The organism is Bacillota bacterium (assembly GCA_012837285.1).
GTDB lineage: Bacteria > Bacillota > DTU030 > DUMP01 > DUMP01 > DUNI01.
In genome coordinates, this window is sequence record DURJ01000070.1 from 1 (window position 1) to 19113 (window position 19113).

Genomic DNA, 19113 nt, shown 5'->3' on the forward strand with positions numbered 1-19113 from the left:
AACCACCAGTATTTTTTCGGCCATAAAGTTCACCTCGATATTGTTAACCTTCTGCTTTCAGGGGTTAAATTCCTGCCGGCTACTTTATCCAATCTAGCCACCCTTCTTCCAAGGCGGTAAGGGAGGGCATTCCCGCTGCCTGCAAAGACCGGCTAAAAGTTAGGCCTTGAGCTAAGCCCTTGACAATTTTACTGATAACATCCGGGCCGCCTACGTGAACCAAGAATTCCACCAGCGACAGCGACTGTTCGTAAGCCAGCAGTTCGTCGTCCAGTTGGCTGAACTTCTCCAGCTCATTGATGGAATAGAGCCGTGACAGGCACAGCTCAGAGCTGACGCTAATTGCGGCACCGCAATGTTTTAGTTCCATATATTGGGCCAAGCCTTCGCTGAACCAACGGGGGTAGTTGCCGGCAGTTTTGTAGTCTAGGATCAGGTGGGTAAATTCGTGGACCATGGGACCGCAGGCCCAGAAGATTTGGCCAAGCTGCTCGTTATCAACATCACCGATCCAGGCTGTGGGCGACAGCACTCGAATGGCCCCGCCCCAGTACACGCCCAGAGCGCTTTCTTGGGGCGACCAGCCAAACACGGCATTGAGCTCGTGGGTGGAGGGATAAACCGCTACTAATGTCTTGTGCGGCGGGATAAAGTCGGCTTCCTGGGTGATAATGCTATACGCCTGCTCGGCCGCGCTAAGCACTAGCGGGGCTATCTTTTCGTCTTCCGGCTGGTATTTGACTACAAAATGATCGCTTTCCAGGCTGGGCCAGTGGGTTAACTGCCGCTCCAGGCGCCAGCGGGCCAACTGCCGCGCTTCATGATAAACAAACGGCCACAGGCTGCCGCTGGCCAAAAGCACAGCCGCAGCTATCGCCAAGCTGAGTATAGCTGTATAGGACCGGGGTCTCGGACGACCGTTCCCCGGCGTTGGTGCCGCTGGTTTGGTTGTCACGGTGATTCCCCTCTCCCTTAACTGGTTGCAGTGTTATCCTCGCTCTTTGTAGACTGATCGGCGTTCTTGTATCCGAAGGATGTTCCCCCTCGGGACCGTTGCCCACCGGGTGTTCTCTGGCGGCGCGAACGACCGCCAGTAAGAACAAGCTTGGCTCGCTCGGGAGCTCCGGGCAACTCTAGCCCCAAAGGGGCGAGTTCAGAGGCAGCCTGAGAGAGCCGAGCTCGGTCGTCCTGAGGGGCGCTGCGAAGCTTGAGGATTGGGACCGGCAATTATCGCTACCCAGACACAACGTCCTCGTACAGTGGTGCAGTGTACCGTAACCCCGACGGGGTCGTCAGTACTTCCTATCAGCCGGAGGTGGGCTGCTCGGCCGGCGGTATCAGGTGCAGTTTAAGAATGCGTTTGTTGCCGCTGTCTACCACTAAGACGCTGCCGTCGGGGGCCACGGTGATAGCCGTGGGTTTGTCGAACTCAGCCGTGGGCAGCCCTTTAAGGCGATACATGGCTTTGAGAATGCCATCTGGACTGAACAGCTGCAACCGGTTGTTGTACGTATCGGCCACCAGAATGTCACCGCTGGCGGTTAGAGTAATACCGGCCGGGGTGTGCATAAGTTCTCCCTGACCCTTGCCGATGAGACCAAAATGAAAGGCCCCGTCTTTAACAGGTCGGCCGCCCTGTTGCGGCAGCACCATGATCTTACCCACCCCATTGGCTCCGTGAGCCACGTACAAAGTTCCGTCCGGTCCTAAAGTCAAACCGTCGGGCCAGGCAAACGGCAGCAGATCAATATCCCCCTCTAAGGTACTTTTGATTTCCCACAACTTGTCGCCAGTGGGAGAAAACTTCATTAGGGCATGGGGGGAAATATCGTAATTAGCTCCGCTCAGGCCCACGTAGACATTTCCTTCCTGGTCCACAGCTAGGGCACTGAGCGGTTCGTCATAGCCGTCCTGTAGACTGAAATAAGCGCTAAAATCCTGGCGCCGTCCATAGGTAGCCAGGTGTTTACCGTCAGGGCTGAGCTTTTGGACTCGTGAATTGCCGTCATCTAACAGGTAAAGATTCCCTTCTTTATCTATGACCAGTTCACGCGGATGCACAAATTGGCCCTCGCCGCTGCCTTCGCTGCCGATCTCCTGGGGCGCTGAGCTAAGATCCCCGTGGGGAAACAGCAACACCAAATTACGCGCCGCATCGGTTACATAGACATCGCCGTCTGAACTCACAGCCACCCCGGCCGGTGACGGCAGATAGTCAGCGCTCGCTTCTGCTACCAGCTGCAGCTGACCGTAGCCGTCGCAATCGAGCGGCGCTGTCTCCGGCGGTTTTAGCTCTGGGCCGCTCTTTTTGGCCGGCAGTAAATTGCAGCCGGTCAAAAATACCGCTATTACAAGAAGCGCACAAACCAACTTCCCGGTTCGCATGGTAGAACCCTCCTCCTTTGGTTACAGACCCGGCCAACCGATGTAGATCCATTTGGTCGGGTTGGACAGCAACTGCCAGCGGCGAAAAATTACTTCCCCTCTTCCGTCCCCGTCCACGTCGGCCACAGCCAATACTTCCTCGCCGCCACTGCCGGCGATTATCTTTTCTTCCCAGGCAACTTGGCCGTAGCGGTAGAGAACATAACGGCCCGGCTCACTGGTGCCGCTGATAACGATTGGACTCCCGTCCGCCCCGGTCCCGGCAAAGATTTCCCAACCCAGGCCACCTTCTACTAACGGGCTTTGCCACAGTTTGCGCAACGCGCCCTGTTGCCAGGCATAAACATAAAGATACGGACTTTGGCCGTCGCGCAGAACAAGTTCCGGTTGACCGTTGCCGGTAAGGTCCACGGTGATGGCGGCAGCGTATTCGGATCCCACCCCCAAATTGCTGGCTGTCTCTACATAGGCTCCGCCTTGCCAACTAAAAACAGTGAGTCCGTCTCGATTGAAAGCCAGGATATCATCATAACCGGCGCCACTGAGATCCGCCACTAAGATCTGGTGGGCATTAAAGTCTACTTCTCTCTTCATTATATATGTTTCGCCGTTCCATTCCCAGATGACAATAGAAGCACTTTCGGGCTGAAACGAGCTGCGCCCGTTGGTACCGATAAGGGCCAGTATCTGCCCCTGCCCGGTTCCGGTGGTATCACCGGCCGCTAAACCGACCAGCACACCGCCGATTCCTTGCCAACCTATTTGGCTGTAGTCCCCTTTTTCCCAGGCGAAGATGTACAGCCCTTCCCCCGTACCGACAACCAAATGGCGGCTCTGACCCGAATCAACTGCGACCAAGAGAGTTCGCGGTCTGGAATAGAACTTTCTTTCCCAAACTTGTTCAAAAGTTCCGGCTTGGCGTTTCCAAATACTAACTCGCTTGTCGTGGGTAAAGATGAGCTCGTCGGACCCGTCCCCGTCCAGGTCACCAGCTAACACCTGGTCCGGAAAGCCTTCCCGTAAGCCCAGCCGCTCTTCCCTTCTTAGCCAGGAACTCCAGGGCAAGGCTGTTCCGGCCGCGGCGGTGAGTTTGGCGCTTAACTCTTGGTAAAATTCCGGCGTCACCTGTTGCGGCCGCACCGGTGAGGTTAGATCCACCGCTCCGGCACCGATGGTGCTTACGGGGCTGCCTTCCAGCAGAAACTGCACCGCCCGTACGCTCTTGAATTCGGCCAAGGTGTTGACTACGGAATAGACGGTATCCAGTTCACTGGCCAGACCGCCCCAATGATTGTCTCTGAATTCCCGGGAAAAATCCACATATGCAATACCGTCCAAGATAGCAATATCCCTTAGCCGCGTACCGGGAGGCAACACTTTGAGCTCACCCTGGGCTCGGACCGAGCCTTTGGCTAGCTCCAAGATAGCTGCCCTGGCTACAGCTAAGGTAGAGGGTACTGAACGCTGTTCAATTTCGTCCCGGCCACCTTGCACAAAGTGGAGGCGGAGCACTATGGTTTCGCCGTCTGAATTCTCTTCCGGGGTCGGTTCCAGGGGTACAGGCGGAACAGAAGACTGAGGCTGCCGATGGCAGCCGGCTATTAGCATTAAGGCCAGCAAAAGCGGAATAAGGAATTTGGCTCTTTGGCCTCTACTGGCTCGGTTCACAGCTGTACCCCCTCTCTGCAATGGTTCTTTACCTGCCGGGTGTTATCTGGCGGCACGGGCAGCTTCATCTGAAGGATGCTTACATCCTATGTGGATAAACACTTACTAAAACTTCGGTACAAGGTTCAGGTACGAAGCCTGAAGCGGTTCAGACAAGACCACGTGGCCGCCGATGCTTTCGCCTGATTTACCTTCGATGAGGATTTGTACCTGCTCGACCCCTGGCAGGGCACTCAAAGAATGGACAATCCCACCGATGGTAAGGGCTTCGCCGGTGCTGCCGCCGCTGTGGTGGTCGCGCAGTTCTCGGGAAAAATCGACAGTAAGTGTTCCCTGGTCTAATTTGACACTGAGGCAACGAGTCCCTGCCGGGATAACAGGGCTCAGCCCGGATTCTGTTTCCGGTCCGCGGATGAGTTCCTCGATGGTAGTTCGGGCTACGGCCTTGGTTTTGGGAACCAGGCGGGTTACCGGGACCAAGTACATGGCACTTTGCTCGGCAAAATACAGAGTAAGAGCCACGGCATTATCCGGGTTGGGCTCGCTGTCACTCCAGGAAATCCAGTTAATATGGGATCCCGGCTCCAGGGGGCGGCTGACGTCCACATGCCCGGCCAGGCTTTCTTGGGTCTTGCCGTCCACCAGGACCTGCACCCGCTTAATGCCCGGCTCGCTGAATTGGGTTAAGGTGTAAACCAGACTGTCTAAAGCAAACGCCTCGCGGCTACTGCCAAAAGCGCCGCTCTTGAGGTTGGTAATGTTCACTGTGGCTGTACCGTTTTTGATCCCTTGAACCAGCTCGATCTTGGTACCCTCGGGCCACGGCGACACTGTGGCCCCGCTCTGGTCGGGCCAAGCAGTAAGGGCTTCTATGGCCTGGTAAGGACGGTCTTCCGGGTGATCGGCTTCTACAGTGAGGGGAACCAAGTACATAAGGTCCGGTGTTACTCCCCAAATGGTGAAGGTAACTAATTTCCCTTCCGCCGGTGACCACACCGGCGTGTCAGGTGAATTGCCGTCGGCCGGTTCGCCGTCTGAGGCGACGGGTTCCTGGCTGTCCGGAGGTTCCCCCGGCGTTGATTCAGGCGCCGGTGAGGCCGTGCTGGCACAGCCGGCTGCCATGAGGCTGAAACAAAGAAGTATTATTATAAGTCCGGTTGTTTTCTTTACCATGGTGGTTTTCCTCCTTTTTTGACCTGGCATGTTACCGTCCTCTGGGCCGCTGCAGCAGCTTGCGGGCAGCCACCAAGACCCGCCCCTACACCTGGCTTGGGTAGAAAGCGCTTCACGTAGGGGCGACTCTCTGCGGTCACCCGTGCCCCGGGTGGGACGCACGATGGTCAAGTGGTGCAGCTTGCGGGGGATCTGAAGTTAAATGCTGAGTCAGGGCTCTTGAGTCTAGTATACGCGCCAAGTCTTAACGAAGGGTTACAAAAAACTAAAGGACTATTAAGATCACTGCACCTGGCCCAGGGAAAAGGTAAATTTACTGCCTTGCCCCGGTTTACTGTCTACGCTTACGGTGCCGCCGTGTTCTGAGACAATGTCTTTCACAATGGCCAGACCGAGGCCGGTTCCGCCCAAGGCGCGCGAGCGGGCTTTGTCCACCCGGTAAAAGCGGTCAAACAGCTCCGGCAGCTCATCCTGCGGAATGCCCACCCCGGTATCGGTCACCGCTACTTTTACCTGTCTATCTTCGGGCCAAGCGCTCACCACGATCTCACCGCCGGCCGGCGTATACTTGATGGCGTTGTCGATCAGGTTCAGTAGCACCTGCTGAATTTGGTCCGGATCGCACAAGACCGGCGGTAGCCATGGTGGTAGCTCATAGCTAAGCCTTACCTCCCCGGCGGCAGCGCGCGGTAACAGCTGTTCCACCACCTGAACAATAAGGCCGCTAAGGTCTAGCACTCTAAGATCCATGGTAATCTCGCGGGCATCTATTTTCGACAAATCCAGAACATCGTCCACCAGCCGGGACAAGCGATCCGTCTCCTGCTCGATAATCTCTACGTACCGCCGGGCGGTGGAATCCGGCGGCAGCTCGTCCAGCAGCGTCACGGCAAACCCTTTGATGGAAGTGAGGGGAGTGCGCAGCTCATGGGATACATTGGCCAGAAACTCCAGCCGGCTCTCGGCTAACCGCTTCAGATCGGAAATATCCCGGAGCACAGCTACCGCCCCTTCTTGTCCTTGCAGAGACCGCCACGGTGTAACCTGAGCCCGGTAGATGGCGCTCTGGCCTGGTAAGGTCACCTCTACTCGGCGCACCAGGGATTCTTTACATACTACTCTCAGCACCCGAGCCAGTTCAGTACTCTTTAAGACCGGGGGTAGCGGTTGGCCCATTAGGTCTGCTTCCGCTTTCCCCACCACAGTGGCAAAAGCCGGGTTTACCAACACCACCGTTCCGGTTTGATCCACAGCCAACAACAGGTCTTCCATACTGGACAGCACTGTGTACAGTTTGCGCTGCTCTTCTTCAATGGTCTTCATGGTGGCTGCCAACCGCTCCGTAAGATAGTTAAAAGCTACTGAAAGTTCCTTGACTTCCATGGGGGGACGAGGCACCAGCCGAGGCGAAAAGTCGCCTCGGGCCAGCTGGCGGGAAACAGCGGTAACTTCGGCCAACGGCCTGGTAATACCGCTGGCGAGCAAGGCTCCCAGTACTAGCGCTAACACCAGGGCCAGGGCCGCTCCCAGTAAGATGAAATTCTTGGTAACGCGCAGGGCCGCATCTAAATCCGCTAGGGAAGACGTTAGATAAACCAAGCCTACCACTTGATTTTGGGCTGTAAGCGGGGCGGCCACATGCAAAGCCCGGCTGCCGTCCTCCCGGCTCACCTCACTGACCACTTCCCCTTTAAGGGCCTGTTCCACCAGCTCACCGCCGATGATCTCGCCTAAAGAACGCTCGTCCGGTGGACGGGAATCACCCACCACCACACCCTTTACATCAAGAATCTGGACTCTGGCAGCCACATCTTGGCCAAAACGCTGGGCTAAGGCATTGCCCAAAAACGAAAGTTCGGCATAATGGGAAAATACCCGGGCATGGGCTTTAAGCTGGGCCTGGGCTTCGCCTATCTGGTAGCTATCTAAAGATTGGACGATAAACGTACCCAGTAAACTAACGGTTAAGACCACCAGGATCACATAGCTGACGGTCAACCGGCTGCGAATTGAGCTTAACATGGTCAGAACTCCCGAAATTTGTAACCGACGCCCCAGACAGTGAGAATATGGGTGGGGGAACTGGGGTCTTCTTCCACCTTTTCCCGCAGCCGCCGGATATGGACGTCGATGGTCTTAGAGTCGCCGAAGAAATCGTACCCCCACAGGCGCTCCAGCAATATTTCGCGTGAAAACACGCGGCCGGGGTTTTTTATCAGCAGTTCCAACAGTTCAAATTCTTTCGGGGTTAGATCCACCGCCTGGCCTCCCGCTGTAACCTGATGCCGGTCCAGATCCAGCTGGATGCGTCCGCGGGTGATAACCTCCGTGTCCAGTCGGTTGATTCGATCCATCCGGCGCAAAATTGCCTTGATACGAGCCACCAGTTCCCGGGGATTAAAAGGTTTGGTCAGGTAATCGTCCGCTCCCAGCTCGAGCCCCAAGATCTTGTCCACATCGTCATCTCGAGCTGTAAGCATAATAATAGGCACCGCCGTGGTACGCCTCAGCTCCCGGCAAACTTCGAAACCGTCTTTGCCCGGCAGCATCACATCAAGAACTACCAAATCCGGTTGCTCAGAAGCAGCCAGTCTCAACGCCGTCTCCCCGTCACCGGCGGTCAGAACTCTAAAACCTGCTTTTTCTAGATTTATGCGTACAAACTCAACAATGGTGGGTTCATCGTCCACCACTAAGATTTTGTCCGGCAATTTGTCACCCCCGTAAAATAGTCAGGCTTAATAAAAGTATAACGGCCGCCGGTGGCCGCTTCAAGGGAAGGTGTTACCATTTTAGCAAAAATAAAAGAGCGCGGATTGTCCGCGCTATCTGAGAGGGGGTTCAAAGGTTTTCGCTTGGGTTCATTTACATGATAACATAGGGCATTTACAAGGCAATTACCCTCTGTTTACAGGTACATTACATTTTACCCGTTACAGTTCAGAACTAAATCGGAAAGTAACGAAGATATCACGGAACGACACAGGGGTCGTTCCCAGCCACCGTCCCGGCCCCATGGTTGGAAACGGTTTAGTCTAAACACAAGCCCGCATTCATAAATGTAGAGATGGAAGGATAGTTCACGGGGGTGTAAGTATGCGGATTTTGTTTTTTCCGTTGCCGTCGAAGCGGCTCTGTCGACAAGCGCTAGCAGTGGCTTTTGTGCTGGTGCTAGGTCTATTGTTATTTTTATCAATTGAAGGAGTAAGGAAGTTAATGCCCACTACCGGCAGCAGCGGTAACCCGGTATTTCAGGTCAAAACCGACCAACCAGTGGCCAGTCTGGCGGTGAATGTTGCTTGGGGCGAAGAACATCTGCCTAATTTCCTGACAGTGCTGGCCCAAGAGGAAGCTACAGCTACCTTCTTTGTGGTGGGCGATTGGGTGGAGCAGTTTCCGGAGCTTACCCAGGACATTGCTGCTGGCGGCCATGAATTGGGAAACCACAGTTGGTCCCATCCCTACCCAACCCAGATTGCCGCTGAAGATTTGGCTGCGGAAATCAAGAAAACAGAGAAGTTGCTGCAAGAGCTTACCGGACAACAAAGCGGCTTATTTGCACCACCTTACGGTGAATGGGATAAGGAAGTGGTCCTCACCGCCGGTGAGCTCGGCTACCGGACGATCATGTGGACTGTTGACACCATTGACTGGCAACAACCGGGGGTAGAGGTGATAACCAAGCGGGTGTTGGATAATCTGGCCCCGGGAAGCATTATTTTGATGCACCCTACTGAGCAAACAGCAAAGGCCCTGCCGCAGATTTTGGCCGGGGCCAAGGAAAAGGGGTTTAAGTTTGTGACGGTGGGCCAGCTGCTGGATGAGGCGGCGCCTTAGTCCCTACGTGGGTTGCCATCTGTCCTGTTACGGAACGACACAGGGGTCAGCTTGCGGCCGAAGGCCGTTCCCTTGTATGATGGAGTTAGCAAAAGAGCGCACGTTACTCCTGAATCCTATACCGCGCCAGCCGTGGGGACAGCCCCTAAGGTTGGTGCCCCTAGTCTCCCGGGCGCTGATAGAAGAAGGGCATGATCGGTTTCAGGCCATAGCTTTGGGGCTGGAAAATCTGCTCGGTGGCTCCGGTAAAGAGGATGCCGCCGGGGCGCAGAGCAGAAGCAAAACGGCTGTACAGTTTCTCTTTGGCCTCTTCGGTAAAGTAAATAACCACATTGCGACACAAAATAAGGTCGAACCCGCTGTCATAGGGATCGCGCAGTAAGTCGTGGCGCTGAAAACGCACTCTGGATTTTAGCGCCGGCCGCACAGTATAATGGTCCCCTTCTGAGATAAAGTACCGTTCTTTCAGATTAGCCGGTACGTTCTTCAAACGGCCAGCCGGGTAACGTCCGGCAGCGGCCTCGGCCAGGGCTTCTCGGTCCAGGTCCGTAGCTAAGACGGGCATGATTTGGCCGGGGACGTTTTCGGCCAGCAGTATTGCCAGGGAATACGCCTCCTCGCCGGCAGCGCAGCCGGCGCTCCAGGTTTTCAGCTGCAGACGGCCGGTTAACAGCTGGGGCAGATAGCGTTCTTGCAGTTCCTGAAAGCGCTCGGGATTACGGAAAAACTCCGACACATTAATGGTCAGGCGCTCTATGAACTCCCGCAGACAATCAGGATCGCGCTGCAGCAGGCCCAAATAAGCCCTGAAGTCCTCGGCCCCGCGCAAGGACATTAGGGTACTGATGCGCCTTAACATTTGACGTTCTTTATAGGCGTTGAGATCGATGCCGGTACGTTTTAATACGGCCGCCTTGAATTCCGGCCAACCCTCCATTCGGTTTCCCTCCATAAATCAAGGACGGGGTCAGGCGAGCCTGACCCCTGTTTAATCCGGTTGATCATTGGTGTTTAAAATACAGCAGCGGGTTCTTCTGCGATCCGCCTTCGCGCACTTCGAAGTGCAGGTGCGGTCCGCTGCTTATGCCGGTGGATCCCACCAAGCCGACGGTCTGTCCCTTCTGCACTGTCTGACCGTGCTTCACCATGATCTGTGACAGGTGACCATACAAGGTGGAACTGCCGCCATGGCTGATGATCACACATTTACCATAGCCGCCGTTCCAGCCGGCATAAGTTACCACCCCGTTGTCCGAGGCCACCACCGGTGTACCCTGGGGGGCGCCGATATCGACTCCGGCATGGAAGCTGCCGCCGCGCTGACCGAACCGAGATGTGATCTGCCCGCCGCGGCTAACCGGCCAGGCATAGCGTCCTGTTGCCACTATCACCGGCTGTTTGGTCCCAACGGCCACCACTTGAGTAGTAGGTTCCTGCTCAATCTGCTCGACGATCACCGTTTGTTCGGTGATCTGTCCGTTTTCTCTGATAATATCATAGGTAACTTTCTTGCTGCCATACTTGCCAGCGGTGCGAACTTTGCGTTCGTAAGTATAGAGACTGTTGTCTTTGAGGGTGTCAATCTTAAAGGGAATAGCCTCCACCACTGTCTTTTCTTCCCGGCTGACTACATGGACATATGGTTTCGGTACAACCAAGCTTATCTTCTGGCCTATCTGCAGGTTTTCGGAAATGCCAGGGTTAGCGGCCTCAATGTCGGCCACATACATATCGTGTACCCGGGCGATAGACCACAGACTGTCACCGGCTCTAATCTCATATTCCCGTGTTTCCTTGGTACCTCGCACCAGATAGGCCACTGCTTCATCCACCGGGATAAAAACAGTCGTTCTGGCGATACAGGGCAGTGACTCCACTGTTTCCGTAGTATAGACTTCTTTTAGTTCAGACCCGACTTCCGGTGGAAAGTAATTTAAAACTTCTGTCACCACCGCCTCGGCCTCTTCTTTGCTGGCCAGAGTAACCACAGCTTGTCCGTTAACTTCGATGGCCCAACCTTCCCGCAGCTTGAGCAGGGCACAAGTTAGTCTGGTCTGTAGCTCTTCGTATGTAGACAGCTCGACTTGGGCCCGTTTTACCCGGTTAAAGTCCAGGACTGCATTGCTTTCCTCCAGACTGCCGTCAGCTTCGAGAATGCTGTGGGCTAATTGCATCGCCCGGTCCCGATCCAGAGTGTAACCGACGGTCTCATTGTCTACGCTTACTTCCCAGGCAGATCGGTTGGAGAACAGGAACAGCACTACCACCAGTATAATTGCTGCTCCGGCCAGGGAATAACGCTGCCTAGAGATGAAGCGTTTGGTCAGTGCCAGGGCCCGATTAAGAACCGGCGCCGGTTGGTTTTCCGCTTTCGTTGGCCTCACCTCCGGTGGCAGCAAAAAGACCTTGCAGAGCTGCCAGGTTATGGAGTATATATTCGCCGCTTGGGCGGTTTTTCCTGCTAGAGATAACCAAAAAAGGCAGGGGCTACCCCAAAGCTCCGACATGTTGCCGAACCAGCAAGCACCGGGTCCACCACTATACACCCCATTTTCATGCTTCCGCCAGTGTCACCTGTGAGGGTAACACCAGGGGCTACCACCAATCAGCTCCACAGCAGCAGAAGCTCCCGAACCAACAGCGCGGCTAAAGCAGCAGTCCGTTCGCTGGGGTCGAAAGGCGGACATACTTCCACGATATCAGCCCCGACGATGTTCAGACCCTGCAGCAGCTTCAGGGCCGCCAGCATAGCTGTCACTGTCTGGCCCCCTGGTTCCGGGGTGCCCACGCCAGGGGCGAAAGCCGGGTCAAAAACATCGATATCAATACTTACATACACCGGCCGGTCCCCCAAGGACGAGCGCACCGCAGCCACCGGCTCCAACACTTGGAAGGGGAAGAAGTGGGTGTGGCTGCGAGCATAAGACACTTCGGCGGCGGTGGCGGAGCGAATCCCAAATTGGTAGATATTGCCCGGTGGCACCACTTCTGCCAGCTGACGCATAACCGTGGCATGGGACAGTACTTCGCCCTCATATTCGGCCCGCAGATCGGCATGGGCATCAAATTGCAGCACGGTAAGATCGGAACCGTGGACTGCGGTCAAGCCCTGGACCGCCGGCAACGTGAGCAGGTGTTCGCCACCGAGGATAAACGGTACCTGGCTGTTTTGGGCCAGGTCTCTGACGGCGGCCTGGATGGCGCTAAGAGAGCGTTTGACCCCTCCGGCCGGCAAAGCCAGGTCACCGAGATCGGAAAAATACACTTCTTTTAGATCCCGTTCTTGGTACAGGCTAAATTCCTCCAGCACCCAGGAGGCCAGCCGGATCGCTTCCGGGCCGCGACGGGTGCCGGGACGAAAACTCACCGTCACATCCAAAGGTACACCGAGCAAACAAAAGCAATCTTGTTTCGGCTTGGAAGCGGCGGCCAGAAAGGTGCTCGGCTGTATTTCGGTTCGCATAGAGGTCCCTCACGGTCTGTCCGCTTGGTGGAGAAGATCTTGGACAAACTGCGGCAGGGCGAAGGAGGCATGGTGCACCTGCGGGGTATAGTAGCGATAGCCCAAATCGCTGATGGTGGCCGGATCCACCTTGAGCGGATCATACTGCTTGGAACCTAAGGTAAAGCTCCACATACCACAGGGATAAGTGGGTATGTTGCACAGGTACATACGGGTGATGGGAAAGGCTGCTTTAATGCCGTGGTAAATCTCCGGCAGCATAATCTCAAAGTTGAGCCACGGTGATTCGGTTTGGGCTACAAACACACCGTTGTCCTTAAGGGCCCGGGCGGCATTGGCATAAAACTCGGCCCGAAACAGGCCCAGTGCCGGCCCGATAGGGTCGGATGAGTCGATGATAATCACATCGTATTCATCTTTACAGTCGGCAATGAATTTGATGCCGTCGGTGTGATGGATGGTAACCCGCGGATCGCTGAGACCACAGCTGATCTCCGGCAAATATTCTTTGGCTGCGGCCACCACTTCCGGGTCTATTTCCACCAAATGAACTTCTTTTACGCTCTGATGCTTTACCGTCTCACGCACCGTACCCCCGTCACCGCCCCCGATTATCAGCACCTTTTTTGGCTGCGGATGAGTAAACAACGGTACATGGGCAATCATTTCGTGATAAACATACTCATCGCCCACGGTAGTTTGAATCGCACCGTCTAAAATCAGCGTCCGACCGAAACGCTCGGTCTCCACTACTAGCAGTTCTTGATACTTGGTCTTTTTATGAGCCAAGACTTTCTTAATGTGATACTTCACGGCAAGATTCGAGTTTTCGGTTTCAGTGAACCAAAGGTTCAAGTCAATGCACCTCCAAACAGGTAGTAAACGGCTATTGGAACCGCCATGGTCAAGCATATTATACCAGAGGACCACAAAAAGGCCAGATCAAAATACAGCTCGGCCCAGGCTGAGACACTATTTAGCATCGGCGGAAAGAAAGAGGAACTTTTTACAAATAAGTGGTGGAAATTGGTTTTTTGGCAGGGAAAAACTACCTTATTGTAGAAATATTAGATTATGATAACTACATGTGTCGGTCTTGCAGGTATAGCGGTATTGCTCCTTTATGACCTAGTCACGCTTCGACACTGGAGAGGCCGCGGTGTTCTAGCCCTATTAGGCTATGGGTTGCATGGGGGTGCTATCTTGGCCGCAACCTTGGCCAGGGAAAGGTGCACCTTGCCGGTAGGAAGCGCGGGATTAGGTTGGCTCCTCTTTTTACCTGGTTTTAGCTGGCTGATCTATTCTCTGTTTTTGTTCGCCCCTATTGCCAACACCTACGTGGTCCGAGACGGACCGGTTCTTATCACCTCCGGCCCTTATGCTTGTTGTCGGCATCCGGGCCTGATTGGCCATGCCCTGACTATCGGCGGCTTAGTTCTCGTTTCGCGGTCAACCATGCTGGCCCGGGGCGGATTGATATGGATAGGAGCCAATTTGGTCTATGTCCTCTGGCAGGATCAATGGTTGTTTCCGCGTCTCTTCCCTGACTATAACGACTATAAAATGACCACGCCGATGTTGATCCCTAGTAGGTCAAGTATTAGGTATCTTTTGAATACCTGGAGACTTCAGTAGCGGAAAGGCGGTCATTGAATTGACAAATCTGGAAAGTCTTTTGCGTAATGGCCACAAGGATGCTGCCTGGTCTAAGTATTGTGGTTTTATCGATCTTTCCTTGGCCGATTTCATGCAAGTGCAAGAACGGCTGCTGGCTGAACAATGGCAGCTCCTGGCCAACTGTAGCTTAGGGAGAAAACTGTTGGGCGATTGCCTCCCCCAGTCGGTAAACGAGTTTCGTAAACACGTTCCGCTTACAACCTACGAGGATTACCTGCCCTATTTAGAGGAGAAACGAGAAGACGTGTTCCCGGCCCAGCCTTACTTATGGGTGTGCACATCGGGAAAAACCGGCGTCTACGATCGTAAGTGGGCTCCTTATCCGCACGCCTGGGTGGAAACTAACGCCAAGAACTTCTTGGCCGCCATTATCTTTTCGGTCTGTACTAAAAAAGGTGACTTCACTTTAAAGGAAGGGTTCAAGTTCTTGTATGCCATGGCTCCCCCGCCCTATCTTACCGGCATGGTGCCCTATGGCTTGAAAGATGAATTCCCGTTTGAATATCTGCCCCCCATTGATCAAGCCGAAAAAATGGGTTTTGAGGAACAAAATGATGAAGGCTTCCGCTTGGGTATGGCCAAAGGCATCGATCTTTTCTTCGGCCTGTCCAGTATTCTGGCCCGAATCGGCGAACGCTTCGCCCAAGGCGGGAGCAGCAAGCTCAATCTAGGCTCCATTGGAGTCCCGGGACTGGCGCGGCTGGCATCTGGGTACGCCAAAAGCTGGTGGCACAAACGCCCCCTGTTGCCCCGGGATGTGTGGCATTTAAGGGGTATCATCTGTGCCGGTACCGACACCGTCTTTTACAAAGAGCGGATTGAGTACTACTGGGGAAGAAAACCGTTGGAGATCTACGGTGGAACTGAAGTGGGCATTGCGGCTACGCAAACCTGGGATTACGAGGGCATGGTGTTGTTCCCAGACGCTAACTTTTGGGAATTCATTCCGGAAGAAGAACACCGCAAGTGCAACCTTGATCCTTCCTATCAACCGGGCACTCTGCTTCTGCCCGAATTGGAGCCGGAACGACAGTATGAATTGGTGGTAACAAGTCTCCGCGGGGGTACCTTTGTACGCTACCGCGTAGGTGACCTGATCAGGGTCGTCAGTCGGCGAAATGCCCACCTGGGGATAGAGTTACCCCAGATTGTCTACGACGACCGGGTGGAAGACTTCATCGACTTAGCCAGCTTCACCAGAATCACCGAGCGAACCATCTGGGAAGCTTTACACCTGGCCGATATCAGGCCCGTCAATTGGCTGGCCCGTAAAGCGGCCGGTAACGACGGTCGGCCGGCGCTGGAACTGTTGTTGGAGCTGGCTGGCGGCGAAAGTGTGGAGGAACAGGAGAACTGCATTCACCATGCTTTGAGGAAAATAGATGCCGATTACCGGGATCTGGAAAACTTCATGGGGTATCAGCCCCTGAAACTGGTGCCGCTGCCGGCTGGAGCTTGTCAAAGGCTGACCCGGGAGATCATGGGGGCCCGACTCAATCCGCCGCCACAGCTTCTGGACCAGTTGCTGCCGGGACAGCCACTTGCCGAGACTCTGTATCAGTGTGGTCGCTAAGTGTAGTTGTTAGGAGCTGAGTCCAAGATGACAATCTCCATGATTGTGCCATTGATCGCCTTTTTTTCCTACTGTGCTCTGCTTCTGGTCACCTTTAGGAGCCCGCGCACGCGGGTAACTAAGGTTTTTGCCGTTTACTTGGTGGTGATGATGCTTTGGAGCCTCAGCTCGTTCATGATGCGAACCGGTCTCTACCCGGGGCCGAAGATTTGGAACCAGATCATGGTCTGGGGAATGATCGGGGTACCTTTTGTCTTTTATCATTTCAGTCGGGAAATATTAAGCTATCAAAGGCTGGCCTGGACTGAACAGTTGGGGTACGTTTTTTATCTAATTTTCGCCCTCACCAATCTGTTCGGATTGATAGTCACCGACGCTTACCTGACTGAATCGAATTTTGTCTACCAATTAGGCCCCGGAGCGGCGGCCTTTGCTGCCGTGGCCGCAGTGTACCAGTTGTCCTCGGTAACTTTGTTGCTACGGTCCGGAATCAAGGATCCTACTTCCTTTTGGACCAATCACCTGATATACCCTTCTATCGGCTCCATCCTGGTTCTAATCGGCAGCCTGCTCAATTTCTTTCCACTGATCGGTCAATACCCGGTGGATATCGCCGCTAACCTGATCAACGCCTTCCTGTTGGCCTTTGCCATTTTTCGCTACCGCTTGCTCAATATTACCATTACTATTAGACGAGCAGTGGTCTATTCTATTTTGACCGTCATGATCAGCAGCAGTTATGTGTTGTTGGTCTTATCGGTGGATCGGGCCATGGGGATCAAGGCCCGTCATATTACCCTGGTACTGGCTATCCCCATGGCCGCACTGATCGCCTTTTATTTTGATCCGGCCAAGGAAACTCTCCGGGTATGGACAGACAAGGTCTTCTTGGGATCTCAATACGATTATAAGCAAACCCTGCGAGACTTTAGCCAACTCATGACCTCCATTTTGGACCTGGACGAGCTGGCCCAGTCCACGCTGCAGTTGGTGGGAAAAGCCCTGCAAACCAGCTCCGGCGTTCTGCTGTTACTGGATGTCAACGGTAATTATTATCCTCATTCCAGTTTTGGCTTGGACAGTTCGGCAGCCACTGCGGCTCGTATCGACAAGACCAGCCCTATCATCCGCTGGCTGGCCCAACAAGAAGAACCGCTTATTCTGCGCCAAGAAATGGATACCCGGCCCGAGTTTCGGGGACTGTGGCAGAAGGAGAAGCAGGACCTCCAGTTATTAAGCGCTGAAATATTGGTGGGGATCAAAATGCGCGAGGAATTGATCGGCCTGCTGATGTTGCCGAATAAATCCTCTGGGGATCCTTTGACCGATGATGACCGTGAGCTGATCTTAACCTTGGCTAACGAAGCGGCAGTAGCGATTCAGAACGCTCAGACTTATGCGCACGCTCGGACCCAAGCTGTCCGCGATGAGCTGACCAAGCTCTATAATTATCGTTTTTTTCATGACTGTTTAGACAAAGAAATTACCGTGCACGAACAGGCAAACAAAAACTTTGCCATTATCCTGATGGACCTGGATCTGTTTAAGGCCTATAACGATATTTACGGCCATTTGTTCGGGGATGAAGCCTTGGTTAAGGTGGCCCAGGCTATTACCGACTCTATTCGCGCCACTGACGTGGCGGCCCGCTATGGGGGTGATGAGTTCGCCGTTATTTTGCCGGCAACGAATCAGAACCAGGTTTGGAACATAGCCCAAAGAATCAAGGATACTATGCGGCACTACTTTCCCGGAGTCGGCGAACATGGACAGCTACTCACCATGAGTCTAGGGGTGGCTGTTTATCCTGACCACGGCACTAGTAAGCAACGGCTGTTGGCCCATGCCGACCAAGCCTTGTACCAGTCTAAACGGGCCGGAAGAAACCGGGTTTCCGGCGTGCTGTCCGGCCAGGTGGCAGCCGATCAGAACGAAGTGGAGGCCACCGTGGAAGCAGAGCGTGACTTTCTGATGAAACAAGTAGAGGATGCCTATCTGGCCACTATTTATACCCTGGCCGCAGCCATCAACGCCCGCGACAACTATACCTACGAACACTCGGAGATGGTCACTCGTTATGCTTTAACCTTGGCAGAGGCCTTGGGACTGTCGGAGGAACAAAAGAAGATCATCCATCATGCCGCTATGCTGCACGATATCGGCAAGATCGGTGTTCCGGAGTATATTTTAAATAAACCGGGGCCATTGATTCCGGTTGAACGGGAGGCCATTGAAAACCATGTTAACATTGCCGATGCCATTATCAGCCAGATGCCCTACCTGCGCGGTTTGGCCCCGATTATTCGGCACCACCATGAAGCCTATGACGGCACCGGTTATCCCAGCCGGCTGCAAGGCGAGACTATTCCCTTGGAGGCCCGGATTCTGGCTATCGCCGACGCCTACCACGCCATGACCAGCGACCGTCCTTACCGCCGGGCCCTGAGCAAACACGAAGCCCAGCATCAGCTCATTTTCCTGGCAGGACAACAATTCGACCCCGCCTTGGTTCCACTGTTCGTGCGCACGTTGCAAATTAAGGAACAAGGCAATGTATAATCTACCCTGTTGTTCTCCCATACTTTTGTTGTCAGCAGTATTTCCCTAAGATATAATCTAGCCAGGTTGATATAAAGGAGGACAACCGGTGCAACAAATATACAGCGGCAAAACGAAGGATGTTTTCTTGCGGCCAGACGGTAATCTGCTCCTGGTGTTTAAAGATACCGTTACCGGAGCGGAGGGCCAAATTGACCCCGGTGCCAACGAAGTTGTCGGTGAAGTGGCCGGCAAAGGAAAGGCTTCCCTGGGCCTGACGATGCATTTTTTCCGGCTGCTGCAAGCAGCGGGCCTGCCCACTCATTTTATCGCGGCCGGGCCGGAGCCGAATACCATGGTGGTAAAAAGAGCCCGCTCCTTTGATTTGGAAGTAATCTGCCGAGAAAAAGCCTACGGCAGCTTTGTCCGCCGGTACGGCAAGTGGGTACAGACAGGCACTCCCCTGCCGTCGCTGGTGGAGTTCACGCTCAAGGACGATGAGCGCGGCGACCCTCTCATTACTGAAGATGCACTGGCAGCATTGGGTATTTTGCCTGCCGATGCCATCGCCGCCATCAAAAAAACAGCCCAGCAGGCCACCGCCATGGTTAAGGCCGACTTGGCCAAACGAGGGCTGGAGCTGCTGGACATAAAATATGAATTCGGGGAAGTAGATGACCGAATTGTAATCATCGACGAGGTCTCCGGTGACAGTATGAGAGTAATGAAAGACAGCCGCATCCTGCTGCCGGATGAAGTGTATCAAGCGATGCAGTAATGCCGGTCTGTACCGGACCGC

General features: G+C 54.3%; 15 protein-coding genes. 5 read left to right on the plus strand and 10 right to left on the minus strand.

What is annotated here, in order from left to right; genetic code table 11:
• Positions 1-79: 79 nt before the first annotated feature.
• From GX016_04055 to GX016_04080, 6 genes are all read right to left on the minus strand, one after another.
• Complete coding sequence (locus GX016_04055; GenBank protein ID HHT70732.1) at positions 80-955, minus strand: hypothetical protein; 876 nt, start codon at positions 953-955, stop codon at positions 80-82.
• 350 nt (positions 956-1305) lie between these two features.
• Positions 1306-2385 (minus strand): hypothetical protein, encoded by a 1080-nt coding sequence (locus GX016_04060; GenBank protein HHT70733.1) that lies wholly within the window; start codon positions 2383-2385, stop codon positions 1306-1308.
• Positions 2386-2406: 21 nt separating this feature from the next.
• The gene (locus GX016_04065; protein HHT70734.1) at positions 2407-4053 is read right to left on the minus strand and encodes a hypothetical protein; all 1647 of its coding nucleotides are present in this window, start codon (positions 4051-4053) and stop codon (positions 2407-2409) included.
• Positions 4054-4158: 105 nt separating this feature from the next.
• A complete protein-coding gene (locus GX016_04070) occupies positions 4159-5226 on the minus strand; it encodes a hypothetical protein (GenBank protein HHT70735.1) in 1068 nt (355 codons plus the stop codon).
• Between the two features lie 282 nt (positions 5227-5508).
• Positions 5509-7248, minus strand: coding sequence for a cell wall metabolism sensor histidine kinase WalK (locus GX016_04075; GenBank protein ID HHT70736.1), 1740 nt, complete (start codon positions 7246-7248; stop codon positions 5509-5511).
• 2 nt (positions 7249-7250) lie between these two features.
• On the minus strand, positions 7251-7937 hold the full coding sequence (locus tag GX016_04080; GenBank protein ID HHT70737.1) for a response regulator transcription factor: 687 nt from the start codon (positions 7935-7937) through the stop codon (positions 7251-7253).
• A gap of 385 nt (positions 7938-8322) precedes the next feature.
• Here GX016_04080 and GX016_04085 point away from each other — a divergent pair, with 385 nt between their 5' ends.
• Entirely contained in the window at positions 8323-9063 is a 741-nt protein-coding gene (locus GX016_04085; GenBank protein HHT70738.1) for a polysaccharide deacetylase family protein, read from the plus strand.
• A gap of 160 nt (positions 9064-9223) precedes the next feature.
• On the opposite strand, the gene GX016_04090 is transcribed toward GX016_04085, so the two are convergent.
• From GX016_04090 to speE, 4 genes are all read right to left on the minus strand, one after another.
• Positions 9224-10000, minus strand: coding sequence for a protein-glutamate O-methyltransferase CheR (locus GX016_04090; protein ID HHT70739.1), 777 nt, complete (start codon positions 9998-10000; stop codon positions 9224-9226).
• A 64-nt stretch (positions 10001-10064) separates the two neighbouring features.
• Positions 10065-11447 (minus strand): peptidoglycan DD-metalloendopeptidase family protein, encoded by a 1383-nt coding sequence (locus GX016_04095; protein HHT70740.1) that lies wholly within the window; start codon positions 11445-11447, stop codon positions 10065-10067.
• Between the two features lie 221 nt (positions 11448-11668).
• Positions 11669-12526, minus strand: a complete 858-nt coding sequence (speB, locus tag GX016_04100; protein HHT70741.1) for an agmatinase — start codon at positions 12524-12526, stop codon at positions 11669-11671.
• Positions 12527-12535: 9 nt separating this feature from the next.
• Positions 12536-13438: a polyamine aminopropyltransferase gene (speE, locus tag GX016_04105; protein HHT70742.1), complete on the minus strand. Its 903-nt coding sequence runs from the start codon at positions 13436-13438 to the stop codon at positions 12536-12538.
• A 291-nt stretch (positions 13439-13729) separates the two neighbouring features.
• On the opposite strand from speE, the gene GX016_04110 reads away from it, so the two are divergent.
• The 4 genes from GX016_04110 to GX016_04125 all read left to right on the plus strand — a co-directional run bounded on the left by GX016_04110 (position 13730) and on the right by GX016_04125 (position 19092).
• Positions 13730-14161, plus strand: coding sequence for a hypothetical protein (locus GX016_04110; protein ID HHT70743.1), 432 nt, complete (start codon positions 13730-13732; stop codon positions 14159-14161).
• 19 nt (positions 14162-14180) lie between these two features.
• Positions 14181-15776, plus strand: a complete 1596-nt coding sequence (locus GX016_04115) for a GH3 auxin-responsive promoter family protein (GenBank protein HHT70744.1) — start codon at positions 14181-14183, stop codon at positions 15774-15776.
• A 27-nt stretch (positions 15777-15803) separates the two neighbouring features.
• Entirely contained in the window at positions 15804-18335 is a 2532-nt protein-coding gene (locus tag GX016_04120; protein HHT70745.1) for a diguanylate cyclase, read from the plus strand.
• Between the two features lie 88 nt (positions 18336-18423).
• Positions 18424-19092: a phosphoribosylaminoimidazolesuccinocarboxamide synthase gene (locus GX016_04125; GenBank protein ID HHT70746.1), complete on the plus strand. Its 669-nt coding sequence runs from the start codon at positions 18424-18426 to the stop codon at positions 19090-19092.
• Positions 19093-19113: the final 21 nt, after the last annotated feature.